Source organism: Caproicibacter sp. BJN0012 (assembly GCF_035986805.1).
GTDB lineage: Bacteria > Bacillota > Clostridia > Oscillospirales > Acutalibacteraceae > Caproicibacter.
Genome location: NZ_CP142518.1, coordinates 603,204 through 625,172 on the forward strand (window position 1 = coordinate 603,204; position 21,969 = coordinate 625,172).

A 21,969-nucleotide genomic window follows, 5' to 3' on the forward strand; every position below is an offset into this window, starting at 1 on the left:
TTACTCCCTTCCCTTGGTCAATTCGATCAGCCTGATCTCGTTTTTCAGGTCTTCCTTGAACAGGCTGACCAGGTTATCTTTGCTGGAATAGAGACAGGTCGAGTTTTCGCCGTCGTCCAGGTCCCCGGTCAGGACGCTGCCCGAATCCACGATCAGCCGGATCTGTCTCTGCTTTCGCTCCGTGCAGTAAACGGTGGCGCCGGGCAGGTCGAGAGGCCGGTCGGTGATGACGACGACTTTCAGTCCGCGCCCCGCCATATCGCGCAGCTCCGGCAGAATCCGTTCCGTCAGTTCCGCGGACATGGAGGCGTAGACCCGCTCCCTTGCCCCATGCAGAAGGTTCCTCATTTTCAGCAGAATCTGTTTTTCGCCTGCGATGGTGATGTATCCTCCGGAGTCCTTCCTGCGCTTCGGCTGCATTTGGCCCAGTTCTCCGGCGTCTTTCTGCAGGTTGTAAATGCAGTTGCCGCAGAATTCCTCGAGGGGAACCGGCGCGTACCGGGTCGCGGCGCCTTCCACCAATCTGGCCGCCCCTTTTTCCACCAGCCCGGACAGCGCCGAATAAGTGTTGGAGCGGGAGATTCCCGTGACCTTTGCGGCTTCATAGCCGGTCAGGTCGCCCTGCGAGAGCAGAGCCAGGTAAATTTTTGCCTCCTGCTGCGTCAGGCCGAAATGGGTCAGAAGTGAAACCGATTCCGTATCGTCGCCCCCTATAGTATTCCTTTATAGGAACACTATAGTTAAATATGAGGCGATTGTCAAGCCAAGTGTGGAAAATAAGGAAAGATTTTTTCATTTTGTGTGATTTTGTCACATACAAATTCTGCGGGAGTGGTTATAATAATACCAACAAAGAGTAAAAGAGGAAAGGAAGAATCCAAATGGCAGTTGTAACAGTGACACAGGACAATTTCGAATCCGAAGTTTTAAAATCCGATAAGCCGGTCCTTGTGGATTTTTGGGCGTCATGGTGCGGCCCCTGCCGCATGGTTTCCCCAATTGTCGACGAAATCGGCAACGAATCCGATGGAAGATACATGGTGGGGAAAGTCAATGTGGACGAACAGCCGGATATCGCGGCAAAGTACAATATTATGAGCATTCCGACGCTGATTGTATTCAAAGACGGCACGCCCTCGCAGACCTCGGTCGGAGTGCGCAGCAAACAGGACATTCTGTCCATGCTGGATTAAAGCTCCCGCTGACGGAATGAAAGATCCGAAGGAACCGGAAACCGCCGGCTCTTGCGGGTCTTTTCCCTTTTTACGACGAAACGGAGGGATTGCCATGCTGAACGTCATCCTGGGGGATATCACAAAACAGAAAGCCGACGCGATCGTCAACGCCGCCAACTGTTCGCTGCTGGGCGGCGGGGGAGTGGACGGGGCGATTCACCGGGCGGCCGGGCCAGGGCTGCTGGACGAGTGCCGCGCGCTTCACGGCTGCGAAACGGGGAAGGCGAAGATCACCGGCGGATACCGTCTTCCCGCGAAATACGTCATTCATACCCCGGGACCGGTCTGGCGGGGCGGAACCGCCGGGGAGGAGGAGCTGCTGGCGGGATGTTACCGCGAAAGCCTGTCCCTGGCCTCACAGTACGGCTGCAGGACCGTCGCTTTCCCCTCGATCAGCACGGGTATTTACCGTTTTCCCCTGGAACGCGCAGCCCGGATCGCGGTCCGGGAGATCCTGTCCTTTCTGCGGTCGGACCGGGTGGTGAGCTCTGTTACCATGGTCTGCTTTGACGCGGGCACCAGGGCGGCCTACGACGCGGCGCTGACGGAGCAAAACGGCTGAACCTTTCCCGCCGCAAAGGCGCCGGAGCCCTGCCTTCCTGTAAAAAATCTGCTTTCTTTTGGAACGGTGTCCGAAAGGAAAGGCCGGATGCGCTTGCCGCCGTCGAGGACGGACAGTTCATCGACCTAAGCTAAATCTCTGCCACATCGTCTAGTGGTGAATTCGAATTTATCTGCAATCCGTATGAAAAGAGCTGTGCCCTGTACTGAACTGCACCCCAATTGTTAGACAGTATGATATACTGAATAACAAATGGGGTGTTTTTCTATGCCAAGGGGGATACCGAACAAGCGATACACAGCAGAATTCAAGCAAGCAGTGATTGAAACCATGCAACGTGAGCATTTGAATTATATAGAAACGGCCGAACGATTTCAAATTAGGCACAAAAGAGTTCAGGATTGGGAACGCATTTACCTGACCTACGGGACAGAGGGCTTCTGTATGGAACGCCGTGGGCGTGGAGGTAAAGGTCAACCGGCAAAGCTGCCAGAGGACGTAGAGGAAGACTTACTAGCAGAAGTACAGCGCCTTAGGGCAGAGAATGCATACTTAAAAAACTTGCAGGCCTTGGTTTTGAAAGACGAGCGACGCCAACACAAAAATCGTTGGTGATTCAAGGGCTAAGGCAAACATTTTCGCTGGATATTCTTCTTGAGATCGCTCAACTTCCGCGCTCAACCTACTACTACCATACCAAGCGGTTGGCTAGGCCGGACAAATACTGCAAAGCGAAAGAAGCTATTGATACTATCTACCATGAGAACAAAGGCCGCTATGGCTATCGCCGGATTACGGCTGCACTTCGGCAACAGGGTTCGGTGCTGAACCATAAGACGGTTCAACGGCTAATGAAGGAATTAGGGCTGATCTGCCGTGTACGGATGAAAAAGTATCACTCCTACAAGGGTGAAGTGGGTAAAATCGCGTCAAACTTGCTGAACCGGAACTTTGAAGCTGAAAAGCCGAATCAAAAGTGGGTGACGGACGTGACAGAATTCAATCTTTTCGGGCAAAAGCTCTATCTGTCACCGATCCTTGACCTGTGCAGTCGGGATATTGTGAGTTACTCGGTCTCAGATAGACCGGTGCTCTCCATGGTGGCACAAATGCTGGACAAGGCTTTCGCTAAAATACCGGATGGAACAAACCTTATTCTGCATTCCGATCAGGGCTGGCATTACCAGCACAAGCAATACCAAAGAATGCTACGCAGAAAAGGAATCCGACAGAGCATGAGCCGTAAGGGAAACTGTCTGGACAACGCCGTAATTGAAAATTTCTTTGGTCTGCTTAAAAGCGAGCTTCTCTATTTGCAGGAGTTCGACTCAATGGAGCACTTCAAACGGGAGTTGATGGACTATCTTGATTATTACAACAACCATCGCAGCAAGGCTAAGCTAAAGGGCCTGCCGCCTGCTATTCACAGACAACAAGCCCTCTCTGTCGCTTAATTCAAAATATTTGTCTAACTTTTTGGGGTCAATTCAGTACCTGGACGCAGCTCTTTTCAATTTCTTTCAGCAATTCCATTTCAATTTGCGAAACAAGACGTGTTCCTCCCCCGCCGATGGCGGGGGAGGAACACAATCACACTTGCATAATCAACTGAGATGCTGCAATATCTAATTTCTAATTCGTTTTTATGATCAATATTTCTGTTCTTATCGTCATAATCAGCTCGCAAAGTAATAAAGCATAAACGTTTCCGGATCATTCATGTTTGCTTGCCAAATACGCCAACCGGAACCGGAGCCAACCGTGTAAAAATAGATCGTTTTTGAATTTACGTCGACCAGTGTGGGATATGGACCCTGATACAGTGCGTAACGCCCGACATTGCCGACATAATAAGTGTTATTGATATCATCGGCGATTTGCGAAAAGGCCGGGTCGTTTGGGCCGGTATCTTCCAGAATCGCACCCCGATACTTTTTCAGGCTTGTCAATGCCTGATTCATCTGAGCCTTAAGCCATGTCAGCGTTGCGTCCGTGGGCTTGGCAGCATTCGTTTTTTCAGAGTCGTCGACCCAAACAATTGGGTTAAAGGCCAAACTTTTGGCGGATTTCGGGTCGCCGGCATCTTGGCCCGCGGGCAGAGAACCGATCACTTTACCGAAGCAGTCACAGACAAAGCGAAGCGGAACATACGCCGTGTTGTTCGCAATCACCGGCGGGGTATCAAGCGCTTCCGTCTTGCCATTTACATCGGCCGAGGTCTGCCCCACGGTCATCTTGATGTCCATGCTTCCGTCTTTGTTATGGATTTTTATAATCGGAGGCAGATTCGATGAACCGTTATTGGAGCCATAAGAAATGATATCGCCGTTGCCGGCCTGATAGCCCCAGAGAACGTCTGCTCCGCAGGTCTGCCGGATCACACTCACCGGTACAAGCGCACGGTCGTTCTTCATGATCACGTGGGCGTCTGAAAACTCCCCGTTTAACATCAATAAATAGTCCCCCGGTGCCGCATCCACGGAACCGTCCGCAAATGTATAGATGTGATTATCCGTGAGTCCGTTTTCATCGAATTTCGAAAAGGCTTTGTAGGTCGGGTCAGTCGTATTGATAATGGGAAAGACCGTCTTGCCGATCTTGTCTATATCGGCTGCTAATTTCTGATATCCGGCCTTCGACGTGTCGGTGTATTCGACGCCGGACGGATAGGCCAAAACATAAGAATATTCGTTCGTCTGCGCAGCCAAATACCTTTTTCCGGCGCCAACCACATCCTTCGCCGCTGATTTTCCGTCATATCTTATGATGCTGAACAGCACACCCGTTTTGCTCCCGTCCTCCTCAGATTCCCTGTGAAGAAACGAGACGGAGGCTGCTGAGGAGATGATACGGTATTGCCCCGCCCATGATGCGGGCAGGGTCAGGGAAAAGCGCACCTCGCTGTTTGTATAACCGATTTCATCCGCTGACTCGGGCGAAGCCGCGGCCGACACCATCGTTTGGGGGCCAAGAATGGTTGTTGCTAAAATCAATAATAGGGACAGTGCTTTTTTCATGTAGACCTCTCCTCGTTTTCGTTAACATAAAGATCTATTACAAATCGTTCATTGGTGGAGAAAGTGATTCGGCTCACCTTCAGATGATGATCCTTATAGTCATACGTTTAAAATCCCAAAATCTTTCGGGCGTAATCTGTTCATCGGCTTTTGCCGTGATGTTATTGCCTGCGGCGTGGATCGGCCTAAATTAGCCTATACCACGGAAAATAGCTAAATGAATGGTGGAATCGGCCATCCGAGGGCGATTTGGCTGATCCTTCAATCAATATTATTATACTAGCACGATAGCTTCCTAATGTCACGCTATGCGTATTACATACCGCGCCTGCGGCGGCGTTCCCACCTGAGAGGCAATCTGACCGACCTGGCTGTCCACGTTGTCGAACATACCCGACAGATTATTCATGATGCCGCCGCCCGCCATGAGCTGTTGAATCCCTTGCGATTTCCCGGAGGGCTTCCGGTATGAAAACATGCGATTGAAATTTAACTGATTTTGGTCTATAATGAAAATACTGGAAAATATGGAAAAGGGGGATCCTATATGGAAGCAACCATTTTCGCACCGATCGGGGCGGTCGCAGCGCTGGTTTTCGCGTGGTTTCTTGCGGCCGGCGTGCTGAAGGCGGATGAGGGCAGCGAACAGATGAAAAAGATTTCGCTGGCGGTGCGCAGAGGGGCGAATGCTTACCTGAAACGGCAGTACACCGGCGTCGCGCTGTTTTTCGGCATTATGTTCGTCATCCTGCTGGCAATGTCCATCGGCGGTTACCTGACGATCTTCGTACCGTTTGCCTTCATCACGGGCGGTTTTTTTTCCGGGCTCTCGGGCTTTATCGGGATGAAGATCGCGACGAACGCGAACGACCGCACGGCCAACGCCGCGCAGCATAGCCTGAACTCCGGCCTGCACGTCGCGTTTTCAGCCGGAGCCGTGATGGGCTTCGTGGTTGTCGGCCTCGGCATCGTACATATTTCTCTGTGGTATTATCTTTTGAAATTCTGGTTTTCCGATCCGGCGCACCTGACCCTTGCGGCGGGGCAGACGCTTGAGAACGCGCAGATCGAAGCGATTACTTCAGCGCTTCTGACCTCCGGCATGGGCGCCTCCTCGATGGCGCTGTTCGCGCGCGTGGGCGGAGGGATTTTCACCAAGGCCGCCGATGTCGGGGCGGACCTGGTCGGCAAGGTGGAGGCGGGCATCCCGGAGGACGACCCGCGCAACCCCGCCGTGATTGCAGACAACGTCGGAGACAATGTTGGCGACGTGGCGGGGATGGGCGCAGATCTGTTTGAATCCTATGTCGGTTCCATCGTCTCCACCGCCTCCCTTGCGGTTGCGGCCGGTCTGGGCTTCGCGGGCGTGGGGCTGCCGATGATTCTTGCCGCAATCGGAATTTTCGCCTCCATCATCGGCTCCTTCTTTGTCCGGACGAAAGAGGGCGCGACTCAGAAGAACCTGCTCTCCGCGCTGCGGCGCGGAACCTGGATCAGCGCGCTGCTGATTGCGGTGGCGTCCTATCCGCTGATCCGGTACAGTCTTGGAAGCGGCCAGACGGGCCTGTACTTCGCCATCCTGTCCGGGCTGCTGGCCGGGATTCTGATCGGCATTTCCACCGAATATTTCACTTCCGACACCTACCGGCCGACGCGCGCGCTGGCGGAGGACTCCTCCGGCGGCCCGGCCACGGTGATCATCGGCGGGCTCGCGCTCGGAATGCAGTCCACCGTCCTTCCGGTCGTCATCGTCGGCGCCTCGGTGCTTGTCAGCTACTTTGCCTCGGGCGGAGCCGCCGACTTTAACCACGGCCTGTACGGGATCGGCCTTTCCGCGGTGGGCATGCTCTCCACCCTGGGCATCACGCTTGCGACCGACGCCTACGGCCCCGTCGCGGACAACGCCGGCGGCATCGCGGAAATGTCGGGATTGGGCGAAGAAGTGCGGGAGAGGACCGATGCGCTCGATTCCCTGGGAAATACGACGGCTGCGACCGGCAAGGGATTTGCCATCGGCTCCGCCGCGCTGACAGCCCTGGCGCTCATCGCATCCTTTATCAACCAGGTCAAGATCCTGAAGCCGGACTACGCGTTCGACCTCAGCATTACGAATCCGACGGTGCTGACCGGCCTGTTCATCGGCGGCGCGCTTCCGTTCCTGTTTTCCGCGTTTACCATGAACGCGGTGGGGAGGTCCGCGCAGAGCATCGTCAACGAAGTCCGGCGGCAGTTCCATGAGATCACCGGCCTGATGGAGGGAGAGGCCGAGCCGGATTACGAGACCTGCGTCGATATCTGCACGCGCTCCGCCCAGAGGGAAATGATCCTTCCCGCCGTGATCGGCATTCTGTCGCCGATTGTCGTGGGGCTGGTTCTGGGCGTTAACGGCGTGGCCGGGATGCTGGCCGGCGCCACGGTGACGGGCTTTGTGATGGCGGTCATGATGGCGAACGCCGGCGGAGCCTGGGACAACGCGAAGAAGTACATCGAGAGCGGGCAGCTTGGGGGAAAGGGCAGCAGCGCGCACAAAGCCGCCGTGGTCGGCGACACGGTCGGCGATCCGTTCAAGGATACGTCCGGGCCTTCGCTGAACATCCTGATCAAGCTGACCTCCATGGTGGCCATCGTGTTCGCGGGCCTGATCCTCTCTGTTTCCGTATTTCATTGAAAAAACGGGATCTTCCGTGTTGACATTCCGTTTTAGAATGTTATAATACAATCGTTTTGGCGGATTTACGGAGACCGCGGAAGATTCCGATGCGTAGGATAACGGTCTGCTTGAAAAGCAGAGACCATTTTCCATTCCCCGGCCCGGTTCGGCGGCATTGACGATTCAATGTCGGCCGGCGATGCGGGTCGGAAGACGACGAACCGTGATTTCCAAGTGCCGTGGACGCCACAGCAGCGCGAACCGGATGGATAAAATTCCAATCCTGTTTTTTCCGCGCAGCCGGCATGGCGTCCACGATTTTGCTTATTTTGTATCTCCGGGCGGGGAAACCCGAAGCCCGGACAGGAATCTTTGCAATGCTGCTGACAGATGAAAATTTGCTTTTGGAAAGGTTGGAATTCATGATCCGGGCGGTCATTTTTGATATGGACGGTTTGATGTTCGACACCGAGCGGCTGACTCACGTTGCCACGGCGCAGGCGGGAAGGGAATTGGGGTATCCGGGTATAGCGGATTTCGCCCGTGAAATGATAGGGAGGAACGAAAAGGAATGCAGCGGGCTGTACACCCGGTATCTCGGCGGCGATTTTTCCTATCGGGGCTTTTCCGCCCGCAGGCAGGAGATCATCGGCGCCTTGATCCGGGAGAACGGCGTGCCGGTGAAGCCCGGCCTGTTTGAGCTGCTGAGTTTTCTGAAACGGGAGGGATTCCTTCTGGCGGTCGCCACGTCAACTTCCCGGCGGCACGCGCTTCCCTATCTGGAGCAGGCCGGCGCCGCCCGGTATTTTGACCGGATGGTTTTCGGCGACATGCTGGAAAAGAGCAAGCCGGCCCCGGATATTTACTTAAAAGCGGCGGCGGAGCTTGAGGTTCCTCCCGCGGACTGCACGGCGCTGGAGGATTCGCCGCTCGGGATCCGGTCCGCCCACGACGCGGGGATGAAAACCGTGATGGTTCCCGACCTTCTGGAGCCGGACGAGGCGCTGAAAAAAACCGTCGATTTCTGCGTGCCTTCGCTCTTCGAAGTGATCGAACTCATCCGGAGCGAACGAAAGGAGAGCGGAACTTGAAGATCCTGGTCGACGCGGACGCCTGCCCCGTGAAGGAGATCATTGTGAGAATCGCGAAAAGTCATGGGATTCCGGTGACGATGCTGATGGACACCTGCCATGTTTTGGACGACGGGTACAGCACGGTCATCATCGTCGACAAAGGCAGGGACAGCGCGGATCTCCGGCTTGTCAACCTGATCGAGCCGGGGGATCTGGTCGTGACGCAGGACTACGGCGTCGCGGCGATGTCGCTCGGCCGCGGCGCGGCGGCGCTGAACCAGAACGGTATGGTTTACGGCGCGGATAATATGGACCGGCTGCTGTTTGAGCGCGCCCTGGGGCAGAAGATCCGACGCGCGGGCGGCAGAGCGGGAAAAAACAGAAAACGGACCGGGGAAGACGATCAGTCGTTTGAACGGGAACTGGAAAAAATGATTCGGAAAACGGAGAAATCGGAGGAAAAGTTTTCATATGGACCGGATTTATGATGTCATCGTTGTGGGGGCAGGTCCCGCCGGGATTTTCACCGCGCTGGAACTTGACCGGCTGGCGCCGGAAATGAGCGTCCTTGTGGTTGACTCCGGCAGTTCGCTGGAGCGCCGCACCTGTCCCGCGCGCACGGGCGGCCGGTGCGCGCACTGCCCGACGTGCAGCATTATGAACGGCTGGGCGGGCGCGGGGGCGTTTTCCGACGGGAAACTCTCCCTTTCGGAGGAAGTCGGCGGCAACATCACCGATTACATGACGGTCGATCAGGCGAGGGAACTCATCCGTTACGTCGACGGCGTCTACCTTCATTACGGCGCGCCCGATCAGGTCTACGGAAAAAGCGATAAGTTCGCGGACAAGATCGCCTACGAGGCGCGCCGGGAGAATATCCGCCTGATCCCGTGCCCCGTGCGGCACATGGGGACGGAGTACTCCTATAAAGTTTTGATGGGGATGTACCGTTACCTCAGCTCGCGCCCGAGTTTTGAATTCCGCGAGCAGACCACCGCAGAATCCGTTCTGATCGAAAACGGGAAGGCCGGCGGGGTCCGCCTTTCCGGGCCGGACGGCGGCCGGCTGGTCAGGGGGCGGCATGTGGTGCTGGCGCCGGGACGCGGCGGCGCGGAATGGCTTTCCCGCGTCGCGCAGGAAACGGGACTGAACATTACGAACAACGAAGTGGATATCGGCGTCCGGGTCGAGGTGCCGAACGCGGTGATGGACCCGCTGACCAAACACCTTTACGAGGCCAAGCTGGTTTATTATTCGGATACGTTTGAAAACCGCGTGCGCACCTTCTGCATGAATCCGGGGGGCATCGTCAGCGAGGAGCATTACGACGTGGGCTCCGGGATTGCCGTCGTCAACGGGCATTCCTATGCGGAGGAGGAGCGGCACACGGAGAACACGAATTTCGCCCTGCTGGTCTCCACCAAGTTTACGGAGCCGTTTCATCAGCCGATCGAGTACGGGCGCTACATCGCGCAGCTCGGCAACATGCTGACCGGCGGCGGGATCATGGTTCAGCGGCTCGGCGATTTGCTGCTGGGCCGCCGGACCGACGCGGCAAGGCTCGGCAAATCGACGACGATTCCGACTTTGAAGAACGCGGTGCCGGGGGACCTGTCGTTTGTCCTTCCGCACCGGCATCTGACCAGCATCGTCGAATCGCTGCGCGCGTTCGACAAGCTGGCGCCGGGGCTTTACTCCAAAAACACGCTGCTCTATGGGGTGGAGGTCAAATTCTATTCCTCCAAAGTTTCGGTTCAGCCCAATTTTGAGACCGCGGTCGGGCATCTTTACGCCATCGGCGACGGCGCGGGCATCACGCGGGGATTGATGCAGTCCTCCGTTACCGGCGTCGTGGTGGCGCGGGACATCGCGGGGGAAAAGGATTCCGTCTGAGCGTGATTGAAAAGGCCGCTGTGGATTTTCCACAGCGGCCTTTCGCCGTTTTTACGCCGTAGCGGTTTGAAGCTGTTTGATGGTGTTGCCGATCACGGCGGAAATCAGGCGGTGCCCTTTTTCGTTCGGGTGAATGCCGTCGTCGCAGAGAAGGTCCTGATAATGGTGCCGTTCCAGAAACGCGCTGCTGATATCGATCAGCGGAACGCCGCATTCTTTGGCGACCCGGCAGACGGCCAGATTGTACCGCTCGTGCCAGCGGTAAATGTGTTCTATATCCCCCAGCCATTTCAGAATCGCGCCCGGATTCAGCCCCTTTGAAATCCATTCGAAATACCGCTTTGCGTCGATCGGCGGGAGGGTGAGGAGGACCGGCCGGCTTCCGCATTTTTTAACCTGCTCAATCAATTCTTCGTATTTCTGCTCAAATACTCCGACCGGGGTTTTCGGTTGATGATCCTGCTCCGGATCCGCGGAAACCTCAGCCCAGTCAAAGTCGCAGTCGTTTCCGCCGAACTCCAGAACGGTGTAATCGTAACCGGATAATTCGTTCTTGTGCCGGCGCAGCAATTCCATTCCTCTGGTGACGGTGCAGCCGAATTTGGAATAATTCTTGATGATGACCGGGAAGCTGCCTCTGATTCTGTTGGCAAAGCAGTCCCGCAGCAGGATGTATTTTTTCAGTACGCTGTCGAAAACCACGCCTTTCGACACGGAATCGCCGAATACGCAAACGGACAGATTCATTTTATATCTCTCTTTCCTGCTATTCATAAACATCTCATTATCTGCTTATTAAAACTATATCGCGTAATTTTTGATATGTCAATAGGATATGCAGAAAAGAAAAAAAGATACCACACCGCCCACGGCTTTGCGCGATAAAAGTTTGGATCCGGGAGGAAAGCAGGCGGGCGAAATGTCGGAAAATGAAAAGGAAACGGGCGTCAAAAACATTTCAAATGTCTATTGACAAAAGACCTGTGGAGGCATACACTATTATTGTTAGCATAGACTAACTTATCGGACGCCCGCCGCATGAGGGGGATTCATGGAGAAAGGAGGGGCAAATTTGACGCTTGACCAGTTGAAAATCGGGAAAAATTCCAAAATTCTGGAGGTTCGGGGAGAGGGGGCCCTGCGCCGCCGCCTGCTGGATATGGGACTGACGCCGAACACGGACGTGATGGTCCGGAAGATGGCGCCGATGGGGGACCCGATTGAAATTCATTTGAGGGGCTATGAGCTGACGCTTCGTATGGAAGACGCGAAAAACATTGTGATCGAGGAGGTCTAAGTCTATGATTCTGGGGCTTGCGGGTAACCAGAACTGCGGCAAAACAACGCTTTTCAACCAACTGACCGGCTCCAACCAGCACGTCGGGAATTTTCCGGGAGTCACGGTCGCGAGGAAGGACGGGCAGATTCGCGGGCACAGGGACGTGACGGTTGTCGACCTGCCGGGCATCTATTCTCTTTCTCCCTATTCGAGTGAAGAAATCGTGACGCGCGATTTCCTGCTGAACAGCAATCCGGACGCGATTATCAACATTGTGGATGCGACCAATATTGAGCGAAATCTCTATTTGAGTATGCAGCTCATCGAACTGGATATTCCAATGGTGATTGCTCTCAACATGATGGATGAGGTGCGCGCAAACGGCGGAACCATCAAGATCAAAGAATTTCAGAAGCAGATCGGCGTTCCGGTCGTCCCGATTTCCGCGAGTAAAAACGAGGGCGTGGGCGAGCTGATCGATACCGTGCTAGAGGTTGCCGAGGCCAAACGCCGGCCCGTGCGGCAGGACTTTTGCTCCGGGGCGGTACACCGCACGATTCATTCCATCGCTCACCTGGTGGAGGACCACGCGCAGCGCATCCATGTTCCGCCCCGGTTCGCCGCCACAAAGCTGGTGGAGGGCGACGAGCCGATGATGGAGGCGCTCCGGCTTTCGGACAATGAAAAAGATATGGTGATGCACGACGTGACGGAGATGGAGCGGGAGCTTGGCACCGACCGCGAAGCCGCGCTTGCCGACATGCGCTATTCCTTTATTGAAGGCCTCTGCGCGTCCACCGTTGTCAAAATGGGAGAGTCCAGAGAACATAGAAGGAGCGTCGCGATCGACAGCGTGCTCACCGGAAAATATCTGGCGATTCCGATTTTTCTTTTGATCATGATGCTGATCTTCTGGCTGACGTTCGGCGTACTGGGCAATGTGCTGAGCAATCTGCTTTCCGATGGAATCACATTTGTAACCGATGCGGCGCAAGCAGGGTTGACCGCTTACGGGATCAATCCGATCGTCGAATCTCTGATTATCGACGGCGTGTTCGCCGGTGTGGGGAGTGTTCTCCAGTTTCTGCCGATTATCGTGGTATTGTTCTTTTTCCTCTCTATTCTGGAGGACAGCGGCTACATGGCGCGGGTCGCGTTCGTCATGGACAAACTTCTGCGCCGGATCGGCCTTTCCGGCCGGAGCTTCGTTCCGATGCTGATCGGCTTCGGCTGCTCCGTGCCCGCCATCATGTCAACCCGCACCCTGTCGAGCGAGCGGGACCGCAAGATGACGATCCTCCTGACGCCGTTCATGAGCTGCAGCGCAAAGCTGCCGATCTACGCCGTGTTTACCGCTGCGTTTTTCCCGCGTCACGCCGCGCTGGTCATGATCCTTTTGTATGTCATGGGAATCCTGATGGGGATCGGAAGCGGTTTTCTGATGAGGGGGACGGTCTTTCACGGCAATCCCGTCCCGTTTGTAATGGAACTGCCGAACTACCGTCTGCCGAGCGCGAAAAGCGTGCTGCTGCTGATTTGGGATAAAGCGCGCGACTTTCTGGTCCGCGCGTTTACCGTGATTTTTGTGGCCACGATCATCATCTGGTTCCTGCAGACGTTTGATTTGAGATTTAACCCCGTTTCCGACAGCTCTGACAGCATGCTGGCGCTGATCGGCCGCTGGATCGCGCCGATTTTCGCGCCGCTGGGCTTCGGGGACTGGCGGTCTTCCACCGCGCTGATCACCGGCTTCACCGCGAAGGAGGCGGTCATCAGCACGCTGGCGGTCCTGACCGGCACGGACGTATCCGGCTTGCCGCAGGCGCTTGCCGGAATGTTCACCCCGCTGACGGCCTTCACCTTCCTGACGTTCACGTTGCTGTACACGCCCTGCGTCGCCGCCGTCAACGCGGTCCGGCAGGAGATGAACAGTGCCCGCAGCGCGGCCGGGGTCGTCCTTTACCAGTGCGGAGTCGCTTGGCTTGCCTCCGTTTTAGTGTATCAGGTCGGCCGTCTGATCGTCGGCTGACGGAAAAGGAGATGGTTTCGTGGGCCCGCTGGACCTTGTACTGGTACTGATTGTGGCGCTGCTGTTCTTTCTCGCCGCGCGCTATGCCTGGCGTCACAGGAACCATTCCTGCGGCGGGGACTGTTCCGCGTGCCCGTATCATGGGCAGTGCGGCAGAAAAGAGAAAAAATAAAGACGTCCCCGGTTTGCAGCGATGCATTTCCGGGGACGTTGAAGGAGAAGCCATGATACGAAATATTGTGTTTGATATGGCCTGGGTGCTGTTTCGCTATGAGCCGATGCGCTTTACGAAAAAATATGTGCCGGACGCATCGGACGCGGAGCTGATCCACCGGGAGCTTTTCTGCGCGCCGGAATGGCTGGAAACGGACCGCGGAACCTTGAGCGACGAGGACTATTTTGCGCTGGTTTCGGAGAGGATTCCATCGCGGCTGCATGAAACGGCGCGTTACCTGTACGAGCATTGGCACGACGTGCTGGTCCCGATCGACGAAATGGAGCCGGTCGTGTCCCGTTTGAAGGAAAACGGCTATGGGATTTATCTGCTTTCCAACATGAGCCGGCGATTCTACCGGTTCTATCAGAATATTCCCGCAATGCGGTATTTTGACGGTATGGTTGTTTCCGCGGATGAACGCTGTGTGAAGCCGGAAAAAGAAATCTATCTGGCGCTGTTCCGGAAATATGACCTTTTGCCGGAGGAGTGCTTCTTTATCGACGACCGGCCGGAAAATGTGGAAACGGGCCGGATGCTGGGGATGAGCGGGTTCTGCTTTGAGCAAAATGTTCCGGCGCTTTGCGCCGCGCTGAAGAAAACGGGCGTGCGGATCTGAATCCGCGCGCCCGTTTGGCTCGGCCAAAATATTCAGGACTCGTTGAAACGGGAGAGAAAACTTCTGGCCCTCTCGCTCTGCGTATTGCCGAACACCTGGTCCGGCGTACCCTGTTCGACGATGACGCCGTCCGCCATAAAGACGACGCGGTCGGCCACGTCGCGCGCAAAGGCCATTTCGTGCGTGACGACCACCATGGTTCTGTGTTCCGCGGCAAGTTCCCGGATGACCTTCAGAATTTCTCCGGTCAGTTCCGGGTCCAGCGCGCTGGTGGGCTCGTCGAAAAGCAGGAGATCAGGATTCATGGCAAGCGCCCTCGCGATGGAGACGCGCTGCTGCTGACCGCCGGAGAGCTGGCAGGGGTAGGCGTCGGCTTTGTCGGAAAGCTCCATCTTTTTCAGCAGTTCTCTGGCGGAGGCTTCGGCCTCCGCTTTCTTTTTGCCCAGTACGTGGACCGGCGCCTCCGTGATATTCCTCAGGACGGTAAAATGCGGAAACAGATTGAAATTCTGAAAAACCAGCCCCAGATGCAGGGCGATCCGGTTGCAGGCCGCCCGGTCGGAGTAGACGGCGGCACCGCTTTTCCCATTGCTGACCAGTGTTTCTCCGCAGATGGAAACCTCGCCCCGGTCAATATCCTCCAACTGCGTGATGCAGCGCAGGAGCGTGCTTTTACCCGATCCGGACGGGCCGATGACGGTCAGGACCTCGCCTTTCTCCACATCGAGGGAAATCCCTTTCAGTACTTCGGTACCGTCAAAGCTTTTATAAAGATTGTTTGCGGTCAGGACCGGCATAAGATTTCCCTCCTTAACGGTAATAATTCAAACGGTTTTCCGCTACGGTGAAGCAGCGGGTGACGACGGCGTTCATCGCCAGGTAGAAGACGGCGGCGACGGCGAACGGCGCCATGCTGACGGCGGAGGAGACCCAGTCCGACGTGACGCGCAGCAGCTCCGTCACGCCGATCACCTGCGCCAGCGACGTGTCCTTCACCAGATTGATAAATTCGTTGCTCATGGGCGGCAGGATCATTTTGCAGACCTGCGGCAGAATGATGCGGAAAAACGTCTGCCGTCTGGAAAAGCCAAGCACCTTGGCCGCTTCCTGCTGACCCCGCGGCACCGCGTCGATTCCTCCACGGAATATTTCAGCAAAATATGCCGCATAGTTTAGAATAAAGGCGACCTGAGCCGCAATAACACGATCCAACTGAATTCCGGTCAGCGGCTTGAGACCATAAAAGATGAAGAGGAGTTGAAGCATCAGCGGGGTTCCGCGCATCAGCAGGATGTAGAACCGCACGGGCAGCTGGATAAACTTTACTTTTGTCCGGCGCCCCGCCGCGACGAGCAGCCCCAAAGGGAGCGAAAACAGCAGGGTTGAAATGAAAATGCGCAGAGACATCAGGGTTGCCTGCAGCATTTGCGAAAGCAGCACGGAGTAATTCATGAGGGAGCATTCCTCCATTGTGATTGAAAAGGCGGAAGTAAAGTATGAATTTTGCGAATCGGCAATGCCGGCCTATTATTTGCCGATGATCGTAACGTCGGTGTCGAACCATTTTTTGGAGATGTCCGCCATGGTTCCGTCTTTTGCCATGTCCTTTAAAGCACCTTCAATCTTTTCCCTGAGGGAGAGATCGGATTTGCGGAACGCAACCACATAGTCCTCGGTCGCCAGCGACGCGTCCTTCCCGTCCTTGTCCTGAAGGATGGCATAGGCACCCGGATTTTTCGTCAGATAGTAGCGCGCCACGATTTCGTCGATAGCGATGGCGTCGATCGTGCCGTTTTGAATTTCCAGAACCGCTTTGCTGTAGTCGTCGATCTTCACGACGTTTTTCAGCGAATTTTTGAAATCCGCGTTGCCGTTCAGCGCCGTTTCGGCGCTGGAATCCGCCTGCACGCCTACGGTTTTGCCTTTCAGACCGTCGAGGCCCCGATAGTCTGATCCGGATTTCACCAGAATGATCTGGTTGTTTTTCATGTAAGGAATGCTCAGGGCAAATTCCTGATCCCGCTCCGGCGTTTTGGAAAAGCCGTTCCAAAGGCAGTCCACATTGCCGTTGTTCAGCTCCGCGGTTTTGTTGTCCCAGTCGATCGGCTGGAGCGACAGCTCAACGCCCAGGCGTTTGCAGGCTTCCTTCGCCAGGTCGATATCGAAACCGACCAGCTCGCCGGTCTGCGTGTCGACATAGCCCATGGGCGGAAAAGCCTTGTCAAGGCCCAGAACCATTTTTCCGGCGGATTTCACTTTGTCCCAGGAGCCGTCCGGCGCGGAGGAAGCGCTTTGAGAGGAGCCGCCGGAGGCGGCGGAAGACGTCTGCTGTGCGGCGGAAGAACAGCCGGCCAATGAAACAGCCATCGCGGCGGTGAGCAACAGGCTCAAAATCTTTTTCATGGTGATCCATCCTTTATCTTGCTTTTTACGTTACAGTATAGTAATATATTAACGAATTAGCAGAATAAAGTAAAGGGGCGCCGGGAACTTTTTTATGCTATTTTTTATAAAATGGACTGATCTATCCCGTCCCGAGATTTTTCAGACAAAGGAAAACCGCTGTGGAATTTCACTTTGGCACGGGGTCCGCGGCGCTGTTCAAAATAATTTCACAGATTTTTCCTGTATTCTTCATCAACCCGTAATGTTTTGTCAACATCGCCCGGGTATGATAAAGCCATAGAAACAAAAACACTGCGTTACTTCCGGCGGAAACGACGGAATACCGAACCGCCGGACGGCAGACTAATTACAAGCTCCTCGGGATGAGGATTTTCATAAACTTTTTCATAACACTTCCCCTTCCGGGCTGTCTGGAAACAGTGCGGCCCGACAAAGAAGCCCGGCGAAAGCCGGGCTTCTTTGTCGGATTGAACTGATTCTTAAAGAACTGTTTTTTCATGTTTCCAACGGTGGGAATACAACCAGCAGCAGCATCTTAAAGGCATCCTGCGCAAAAACGGCATGAGGCTTTCGGGAAGGCATAAGAAGAGACTCGCCGGCCTTCAGCGCATGTTCCGCGCCGTTTATGGTAAAACGGCCGGTCCCTTCCAGCACCGTTACAAGCGCGTCGCCTTCGGACACGTGGGTGCCGATTTCCTCTCCTTTGTCAAAGGCGAACAGCGTGACGCTCAGTGCCGCGTTTTGCGACAGTGTTTTGCTCACAACCTGACCCGGCAGAACTTCCACCTGTTCCGTCAGCCTGAAAACCGTTTCCTGCGCAATGTTTTTTATCAGAGAATTCTGCATGGCTTTTCTCCTTTCTATTCTTCCAGGACGCGGCCGTCCGTGGAAAGAACCACGACCTGCCAGGGGATCATTTTTCCGCTGTTGAGGAAAGCCTGCCGGACCGCGTTTTCAATTCCTCCGCAGCAGGGGACCTCCATCCGGACAACTTTTACGCTCCGAATGCGGTTCTCCTTAAGTATTTCCGTTAGCTTCTCCGAATAATCTCTTTCGTCCAGCTTGGGGCAGCCGATCAACGTGACGCGGTTTTTCATAAACTTGCGGTGAAAACCGGCGAACGCATAAGCGGTGCAGTCCGCCGCCACCAAAAGATCGGCGCCGTCAAAATAAGTGGCTTTCACCGGGACCAGCTTGATCTGTACGGGCCACTGCATCAGCTCGTTTCCGGCCGGCTCAGCCTCCTCGGGTCGCGCGGCGATAGGAGCCGGATGTTTCAGCATTTTCGCCATGCTTCCGGGGCATCCCTGTGGAATCGCTTGTTTGGGTTCGGAATGTTTGGAGGCGGCCTCCGCGTCAAAAGCGGGGGCTTCCCGCTCTTCAAACGAAATGGCGCCGGCGGGACACGCCGGAAGACAGTTGCCGAGCCCGTCGCAATAATCCTCGCGGACCAGTTTTGCCTTGCCGTTTACCATCTCGATCGCCCCTTCCTGACAGGCGTTCACGCACAGCCCGCAGCCGTTGCACTTTTTCTCGTCTATTTGAATCAATCTGCGTATCATCTGTTTTTTCCTCCCATATCTTGTGTTTCTTGATTTTCTGCTTTGATTGTACTATACTGATTTCAACAAGTCTGTTGTTTTTGCAACATAAAAAGAGTTTATAAAAATGAAAAATTATTTGTCTCTGCTGAAAGATTCTCCGCTGTTTTCTGGAATAGGGGAGGAAGATTTAACAGAAATGCTTCAATGCCTGAACGCAAGCACCTCCGTTTACCGAAAGCAGGAGATTCTTCTGCTGGAAGGACAGGAGATTTCCATGGTGGGTATCGTGCTGGAGGGAAAAGTCCAGATCATCAAAGAGGATTATGAGGGCGGCCGGACCATCCTGACGGAAATCGGGCCGGGGAATCTGTTCGCCGAGGCGTTTGCCTGCGTACCCGCACAGCGCCTTCCCGTCACGGTGGTCAGCGTGGAAGAGAGCAGAGTGATGTGGCTGGATTATCGCCGAGTGACGTCCGTCTGTTCTTCCGCCTGCCGGTTTCATACAAAGCTGATTGAAAACATGCTGACAGTCCTGGCCTCCAAAAACATCCTTCTGAATCAAAAGATCGAGCATCTCTCGAAACGCTCGACCCGCGAAAAGCTGCTTTCCTATCTGTCCGATCAGGCGGCGGAGAACGGATCGAACGAATTTGATCTTCCGTTTAACCGGCAGGAGCTGTCCGATTATCTCTGTGTGGACCGCAGCGCGATGTCCGGCGAACTTTCCCGGATGCAGAAGGAAGGAATCCTGAGCTTTCACTTGAATCACTTTGTGCTTCACAGAGAGAACAGGCCGTGACGGACGGGCAATATTCTGAGATTCGGAGGAACTCAAATGGAACCGGACAGACAAATCTATCCTGAAGATCCCCGCGAACGGTACCGGCTGCTGCATCGGCAGATGGAAGCCCTGCTGGACGGGGAGGCCGGCTGGACCGCAAACCTTGCGAACGCCGCCGCGCTGCTGAACGGCGCGCTTGAGCAGATCAACTGGGTCGGTTTTTACCGGCTGAAAAACGGGGAGCTTCTGCTCGGCCCGTTTCAGGGCAGGCCGGCCTGCATGCATATTGCGGTGGGAAGGGGCGTGTGCGGCGCGGCTGTCTCGCAAAACGCGACCCAGATCGTCCCGGACGTGCATCGGTTTCCCGGGCATATCGCCTGCGACTGCGATTCCGCGTCCGAGCTGGTGATTCCTCTGCGCGAGGGCGGGAAAATCGTCGGCGTGCTGGACATCGACAGTCCCGTTCCCGGCAGATTCTCCGAAGAGGATGCGTACGCGCTGGAGAGAATAGCGGAACTGATTTCTCAGACCCGCTCGCGGATGGACTAGAACAGAAAAACAGCGTGTCCGTGCGGATTGCATGGACACGCTGTTTTTTGATGCCCGTCCTTACGCCGGGGTGGAAACGCCGTTTGTTTTGACAAAATTTTGTGCGGATGAACCTTCGTCATACATATGGCAGGAAACGCAGTGCCCGGGCATGATCTCCCGTTTTTCCGGCGCCTGCTCCGCGCAGATTTTCATCGCGTAGGGGCACCGCTCGTGAAACGTGCAGCCAGAAGGAGGATTGATCGGGGAGGGCAGATCGCCCTGCAGAATGATTCTCTCTTTTCTGGTGTGCGGGTCCGGAGACGGGACCGCCGACAGAAGCGCCTGCGAATAGGGATGTAGCGGCATTCCGAAAAGGTCGTCGGTCGCGGATTCCTCCACCAGGTGCCCGAGGTACATGACTCCGACGCGGTTGGAAATGTAGCGGATCACGCTCATGTCGTGAGAAATGAAGAGATAAGTCAGATTTTTCTCCTTTTGAAGGTCCAGAAGCAGATTGATGATCTGCGACTGGATGGAAACGTCCAGCGCGGAAACCGGTTCGTCGCAGACGATCAGCTTCGGGTCCAGGATCAATGCCCTGGCCAGCCCGATCCGCTGCCGCTGCCCGCCGGAGAACTCGTGCGGATACCGGTAAAAATGCTCCGGGCGTAGCCCGACCTTGGACAGAATTTTCATGGTCCGGTCCATCCGTTCGGTCTTATCCTTCACGCCCTGAATCTCGAGCGCCTCCATCAGGATGGAGCCGATTTTTTTTCGCGGATTCAGCGCCGTGTACGGGTCCTGAAACACCATCTGGATTTTCTGCCGCATGGTGTTCATGTCTCTGTTGTTCAGTCCCATAAGATTCTGACCGTCGACTAGGATTTCTCCGGAGGTCGGCTCCAGAAGGCGCAGCAGGCTTCTGCCCAATGTGCTTTTGCCGCAGCCGGTTTCGCCGACGAGGCCGTAGGTTTCGCCCTCGTACAGGGAAAGGGAAATGTCGTCCACCGCCTTGACGGTGTTGACCACTTTGCCCAGCGTCCCTTTGACCGGAAAGTATTTTTTCACATGGCTGGCTTGTAAAAAGACGTTTTTTTCCGCCATTGCGAAGATTTCACCCCACTTCGGACGCCGCAGGAACGGATTCGCTCGAAACCGCGTGCCAGCAGCGCACTTTCTGTTTTTCGTTGACCGGAATCAGGTCCGGCATTTCCCTGGCGCATTGTTCCGTTGCGTAAGGACACCGGGGCGCGAAGCGGCACCCGTTCGGGATCTGGCTGAGGAGGGGAACCATGCCTTTGATCATATACAGCCGCTCATCGCGTTTCCCGCTGATTTTCGGTATGGATTTCATCAGTCCCAGCGTGTAGGGATGGGACGGGTGGTCGAAAATCTGATTGACTTCCGCTTCCTCCACGATCTGACCCAGGTACATGACCACGACGCGGCTGCAGGTTTCGGCCACTACCGAAAGGTCGTGGGTAATCAGGATGACCCCCATGTTCAGTTCACGGTTCAATTCCACGATCAGGTCCATGATCTGGGCCTGAATGGTCACGTCCAGCGCCGTGGTCGGTTCATCCGCGATCAGCAGCTTCGGCCGGCAGGCCAGCGCGATGGCGATCATCACCCGTTGCCTCATCCCGCCGGAAAGCTCGTGCGGGTATTGGTCGATCCTTTTTTCCGCCGCCGGGATTCCGACCAGCCGGAGCATCTCCAACGCTTTTTCGCGGGCCTGCCGTTTTGCCATTTTTTGATGGATGCGGAGCGGCTCCGTGATCTGGTCCCCGATTTTCAGCACGGGATTTAACGAACTGAGCGCGTCCTGAAAGACCATGGAAATCTGGCCGCCGCGGATGCTCTGCATCGTGGACTGCGGAAGCCTCAGGATATCCCGGCCGTCAAACAGAATCTCGCCTTCGTAGCTCGCCGTGTATTTTTCATCGTACAGCCGGAGTATGGATTGGGAGGTGACGCTTTTCCCGCAGCCGGACTCTCCCACGACGCCCAGAATCTCGCCCTTGTTCACGGAGAAGCTGACTCCGTCCACGGCTTTCATCTTTCCGCGCTCCGAGTTAAAACTGGTGCATAGATTTTTCACTTCAAGTATTTGATCCTGCCGCATGATCAGTCCCC

At 55.4% G+C, this 21,969-nt stretch carries 24 protein-coding genes and 1 pseudogene; 14 read left to right on the forward strand and 11 right to left on the reverse strand.

The genetic code is table 11. The annotated features are described in order from the left end of the window. Nucleotides 1–714 carry a TrmB family transcriptional regulator gene (locus VA597_RS02960; protein WP_128741582.1) on the reverse strand — a complete coding sequence of 238 codons (714 nt, stop codon included), beginning with the start codon at nucleotides 712–714 and terminating at the stop codon, nucleotides 1–3. Nucleotides 715–881: 167 nt separating this feature from the next. Here VA597_RS02960 and trxA point away from each other — a divergent pair, with 167 nt between their 5' ends. From trxA to VA597_RS02985, 4 genes are all read left to right on the forward strand, one after another. Then, on the forward strand, nucleotides 882–1,193 hold the full coding sequence (gene trxA / locus VA597_RS02970; RefSeq protein ID WP_128741583.1) for a thioredoxin: 312 nt from the start codon (nucleotides 882–884) through the stop codon (nucleotides 1,191–1,193). A gap of 94 nt (nucleotides 1,194–1,287) precedes the next feature. After that, nucleotides 1,288–1,797, forward strand: a complete 510-nt coding sequence (locus VA597_RS02975; RefSeq protein WP_442872786.1) for an O-acetyl-ADP-ribose deacetylase — start codon at nucleotides 1,288–1,290, stop codon at nucleotides 1,795–1,797. 318 nt (nucleotides 1,798–2,115) lie between these two features. Then, nucleotides 2,116–2,412 carry a helix-turn-helix domain-containing protein gene (locus VA597_RS02980; protein ID WP_326975105.1) on the forward strand — a complete coding sequence of 99 codons (297 nt, stop codon included), beginning with the start codon at nucleotides 2,116–2,118 and terminating at the stop codon, nucleotides 2,410–2,412. Beyond that, nucleotides 2,406–3,251 (forward strand): IS3 family transposase, encoded by an 846-nt coding sequence (locus VA597_RS02985; protein WP_326975106.1) that lies wholly within the window; start codon nucleotides 2,406–2,408, stop codon nucleotides 3,249–3,251. Before VA597_RS02980 ends, VA597_RS02985 begins: the two co-directional genes overlap by 7 nt. 222 nt (nucleotides 3,252–3,473) lie before the next feature. Here the strand turns inward: VA597_RS02985 and VA597_RS02990 are convergent, their stop codons facing one another. Then, nucleotides 3,474–4,814 (reverse strand): copper amine oxidase N-terminal domain-containing protein, encoded by a 1,341-nt coding sequence (locus tag VA597_RS02990; RefSeq protein ID WP_326975107.1) that lies wholly within the window; start codon nucleotides 4,812–4,814, stop codon nucleotides 3,474–3,476. 325 nt (nucleotides 4,815–5,139) lie between these two features. Beyond that, a pseudogene (locus VA597_RS17715) lies at nucleotides 5,140–5,241 on the reverse strand (VirB6/TrbL-like conjugal transfer protein, CD1112 family); the annotation flags it as partial. A gap of 120 nt (nucleotides 5,242–5,361) precedes the next feature. Between VA597_RS17715 and VA597_RS02995 the strand changes: the two are divergent. The 4 genes from VA597_RS02995 (at nucleotide 5,362) to VA597_RS03010 (ending at nucleotide 10,430) form a co-directional block, all read left to right on the forward strand. After that, nucleotides 5,362–7,482 carry a sodium-translocating pyrophosphatase gene (locus tag VA597_RS02995; protein ID WP_128741585.1) on the forward strand — a complete coding sequence of 707 codons (2,121 nt, stop codon included), beginning with the start codon at nucleotides 5,362–5,364 and terminating at the stop codon, nucleotides 7,480–7,482. A gap of 359 nt (nucleotides 7,483–7,841) precedes the next feature. After that, nucleotides 7,842–8,555, forward strand: coding sequence for an HAD family hydrolase (locus VA597_RS03000; protein ID WP_326975108.1), 714 nt, complete (start codon nucleotides 7,842–7,844; stop codon nucleotides 8,553–8,555). Then, nucleotides 8,552–9,025 (forward strand): YaiI/YqxD family protein, encoded by a 474-nt coding sequence (locus tag VA597_RS03005; RefSeq protein WP_128741587.1) that lies wholly within the window; start codon nucleotides 8,552–8,554, stop codon nucleotides 9,023–9,025. Before VA597_RS03000 ends, VA597_RS03005 begins: the two co-directional genes overlap by 4 nt. Further along, nucleotides 9,009–10,430 (forward strand): NAD(P)/FAD-dependent oxidoreductase, encoded by a 1,422-nt coding sequence (locus tag VA597_RS03010; protein ID WP_326975109.1) that lies wholly within the window; start codon nucleotides 9,009–9,011, stop codon nucleotides 10,428–10,430. Before VA597_RS03005 ends, VA597_RS03010 begins: the two co-directional genes overlap by 17 nt. A gap of 51 nt (nucleotides 10,431–10,481) precedes the next feature. On the opposite strand, the gene VA597_RS03015 is transcribed toward VA597_RS03010, so the two are convergent. Continuing rightward, nucleotides 10,482–11,177, reverse strand: a complete 696-nt coding sequence (locus tag VA597_RS03015) for an SGNH/GDSL hydrolase family protein (protein WP_326975110.1) — start codon at nucleotides 11,175–11,177, stop codon at nucleotides 10,482–10,484. Between the two features lie 304 nt (nucleotides 11,178–11,481). On the opposite strand from VA597_RS03015, the gene VA597_RS03020 reads away from it, so the two are divergent. From VA597_RS03020 to VA597_RS03035, 4 genes are read left to right on the forward strand one after another with little or no spacing between them, the layout of a single operon-like run. After that, nucleotides 11,482–11,727: a FeoA family protein gene (locus tag VA597_RS03020; RefSeq protein ID WP_128741590.1), complete on the forward strand. Its 246-nt coding sequence runs from the start codon at nucleotides 11,482–11,484 to the stop codon at nucleotides 11,725–11,727. Between the two features lie 4 nt (nucleotides 11,728–11,731). Next, nucleotides 11,732–13,738, forward strand: coding sequence for a ferrous iron transport protein B (gene feoB, locus VA597_RS03025; RefSeq protein ID WP_326975111.1), 2,007 nt, complete (start codon nucleotides 11,732–11,734; stop codon nucleotides 13,736–13,738). A 19-nt stretch (nucleotides 13,739–13,757) separates the two neighbouring features. Beyond that, on the forward strand, nucleotides 13,758–13,910 hold the full coding sequence (locus VA597_RS03030; protein ID WP_326975112.1) for a FeoB-associated Cys-rich membrane protein: 153 nt from the start codon (nucleotides 13,758–13,760) through the stop codon (nucleotides 13,908–13,910). Nucleotides 13,911–13,962: 52 nt separating this feature from the next. Continuing rightward, complete coding sequence (locus tag VA597_RS03035; protein WP_326975113.1) at nucleotides 13,963–14,571, forward strand: HAD family hydrolase; 609 nt, start codon at nucleotides 13,963–13,965, stop codon at nucleotides 14,569–14,571. A 32-nt stretch (nucleotides 14,572–14,603) separates the two neighbouring features. On the opposite strand, the gene VA597_RS03040 is transcribed toward VA597_RS03035, so the two are convergent. The 5 genes from VA597_RS03040 to VA597_RS03060 all read right to left on the reverse strand — a co-directional run bounded on the left by VA597_RS03040 (nucleotide 14,604) and on the right by VA597_RS03060 (nucleotide 18,539). Beyond that, nucleotides 14,604–15,368 (reverse strand): amino acid ABC transporter ATP-binding protein, encoded by a 765-nt coding sequence (locus VA597_RS03040; RefSeq protein WP_326975114.1) that lies wholly within the window; start codon nucleotides 15,366–15,368, stop codon nucleotides 14,604–14,606. 13 nt (nucleotides 15,369–15,381) lie between these two features. Next, nucleotides 15,382–16,023, reverse strand: a complete 642-nt coding sequence (locus VA597_RS03045; protein WP_128741595.1) for an amino acid ABC transporter permease — start codon at nucleotides 16,021–16,023, stop codon at nucleotides 15,382–15,384. 75 nt (nucleotides 16,024–16,098) lie between these two features. After that, complete coding sequence (locus VA597_RS03050) at nucleotides 16,099–16,974, reverse strand: amino acid ABC transporter substrate-binding protein (protein WP_326975115.1); 876 nt, start codon at nucleotides 16,972–16,974, stop codon at nucleotides 16,099–16,101. 498 nt (nucleotides 16,975–17,472) lie between these two features. Then, nucleotides 17,473–17,823 carry a cupin domain-containing protein gene (locus VA597_RS03055; protein WP_326975116.1) on the reverse strand — a complete coding sequence of 117 codons (351 nt, stop codon included), beginning with the start codon at nucleotides 17,821–17,823 and terminating at the stop codon, nucleotides 17,473–17,475. A gap of 14 nt (nucleotides 17,824–17,837) precedes the next feature. After that, nucleotides 17,838–18,539: a 4Fe-4S binding protein gene (locus tag VA597_RS03060; protein WP_326975117.1), complete on the reverse strand. Its 702-nt coding sequence runs from the start codon at nucleotides 18,537–18,539 to the stop codon at nucleotides 17,838–17,840. Nucleotides 18,540–18,645: 106 nt separating this feature from the next. On the opposite strand from VA597_RS03060, the gene VA597_RS03065 reads away from it, so the two are divergent. After that, on the forward strand, nucleotides 18,646–19,320 hold the full coding sequence (locus VA597_RS03065; protein ID WP_326975118.1) for a Crp/Fnr family transcriptional regulator: 675 nt from the start codon (nucleotides 18,646–18,648) through the stop codon (nucleotides 19,318–19,320). A gap of 36 nt (nucleotides 19,321–19,356) precedes the next feature. Then, complete coding sequence (locus VA597_RS03070; RefSeq protein ID WP_326975119.1) at nucleotides 19,357–19,851, forward strand: GAF domain-containing protein; 495 nt, start codon at nucleotides 19,357–19,359, stop codon at nucleotides 19,849–19,851. Between the two features lie 60 nt (nucleotides 19,852–19,911). On the opposite strand, the gene VA597_RS03075 is transcribed toward VA597_RS03070, so the two are convergent. Both VA597_RS03075 and VA597_RS03080 read right to left on the reverse strand, forming a co-directional pair. Next, nucleotides 19,912–20,937, reverse strand: coding sequence for an ABC transporter ATP-binding protein (locus tag VA597_RS03075; protein ID WP_326975120.1), 1,026 nt, complete (start codon nucleotides 20,935–20,937; stop codon nucleotides 19,912–19,914). Between the two features lie 10 nt (nucleotides 20,938–20,947). Then, the gene (locus VA597_RS03080) at nucleotides 20,948–21,958 is read right to left on the reverse strand and encodes an ABC transporter ATP-binding protein (protein WP_326975121.1); all 1,011 of its coding nucleotides are present in this window, start codon (nucleotides 21,956–21,958) and stop codon (nucleotides 20,948–20,950) included. Between the last annotated feature and the right edge of the window lie 11 nt (nucleotides 21,959–21,969).

Bases quoted from the DNA above. Each gene is read 5' to 3' on its own strand.
- trxA (WP_128741583.1), top strand. From the start codon at position 882: ATGGCAGTTGTAACAGTGACACAGGACAATTTCGAATCCGAAGTTTTA.
- VA597_RS02975 (WP_442872786.1), top strand. From the start codon at position 1,288: ATGCTGAACGTCATCCTGGGGGATATCACAAAACAGAAAGCCGACGCG.
- VA597_RS02990 (WP_326975107.1), bottom strand. From the start codon at position 4,814: ATGAAAAAAGCACTGTCCCTATTATTGATTTTAGCAACAACCATTCTT.
- VA597_RS02995 (WP_128741585.1), top strand. From the start codon at position 5,362: ATGGAAGCAACCATTTTCGCACCGATCGGGGCGGTCGCAGCGCTGGTT.
- VA597_RS03000 (WP_326975108.1), top strand. From the start codon at position 7,842: ATGCTGCTGACAGATGAAAATTTGCTTTTGGAAAGGTTGGAATTCATG.
- VA597_RS03010 (WP_326975109.1), top strand. From the start codon at position 9,009: ATGGACCGGATTTATGATGTCATCGTTGTGGGGGCAGGTCCCGCCGGG.
- VA597_RS03015 (WP_326975110.1), bottom strand. From the start codon at position 11,177: ATGAATCTGTCCGTTTGCGTATTCGGCGATTCCGTGTCGAAAGGCGTG.
- VA597_RS03020 (WP_128741590.1), top strand. From the start codon at position 11,482: ATGGAGAAAGGAGGGGCAAATTTGACGCTTGACCAGTTGAAAATCGGG.
- feoB (WP_326975111.1), top strand. From the start codon at position 11,732: ATGATTCTGGGGCTTGCGGGTAACCAGAACTGCGGCAAAACAACGCTT.
- VA597_RS03035 (WP_326975113.1), top strand. From the start codon at position 13,963: ATGATACGAAATATTGTGTTTGATATGGCCTGGGTGCTGTTTCGCTAT.
- VA597_RS03040 (WP_326975114.1), bottom strand. From the start codon at position 15,368: ATGCCGGTCCTGACCGCAAACAATCTTTATAAAAGCTTTGACGGTACC.
- VA597_RS03045 (WP_128741595.1), bottom strand. From the start codon at position 16,023: ATGAATTACTCCGTGCTGCTTTCGCAAATGCTGCAGGCAACCCTGATG.
- VA597_RS03050 (WP_326975115.1), bottom strand. From the start codon at position 16,974: ATGAAAAAGATTTTGAGCCTGTTGCTCACCGCCGCGATGGCTGTTTCA.
- VA597_RS03055 (WP_326975116.1), bottom strand. From the start codon at position 17,823: ATGCAGAATTCTCTGATAAAAAACATTGCGCAGGAAACGGTTTTCAGG.
- VA597_RS03060 (WP_326975117.1), bottom strand. From the start codon at position 18,539: ATGATACGCAGATTGATTCAAATAGACGAGAAAAAGTGCAACGGCTGC.
- VA597_RS03065 (WP_326975118.1), top strand. From the start codon at position 18,646: ATGAAAAATTATTTGTCTCTGCTGAAAGATTCTCCGCTGTTTTCTGGA.
- VA597_RS03070 (WP_326975119.1), top strand. From the start codon at position 19,357: ATGGAACCGGACAGACAAATCTATCCTGAAGATCCCCGCGAACGGTAC.
- VA597_RS03075 (WP_326975120.1), bottom strand. From the start codon at position 20,937: ATGGCGGAAAAAAACGTCTTTTTACAAGCCAGCCATGTGAAAAAATAC.
- VA597_RS03080 (WP_326975121.1), bottom strand. From the start codon at position 21,958: ATGCGGCAGGATCAAATACTTGAAGTGAAAAATCTATGCACCAGTTTT.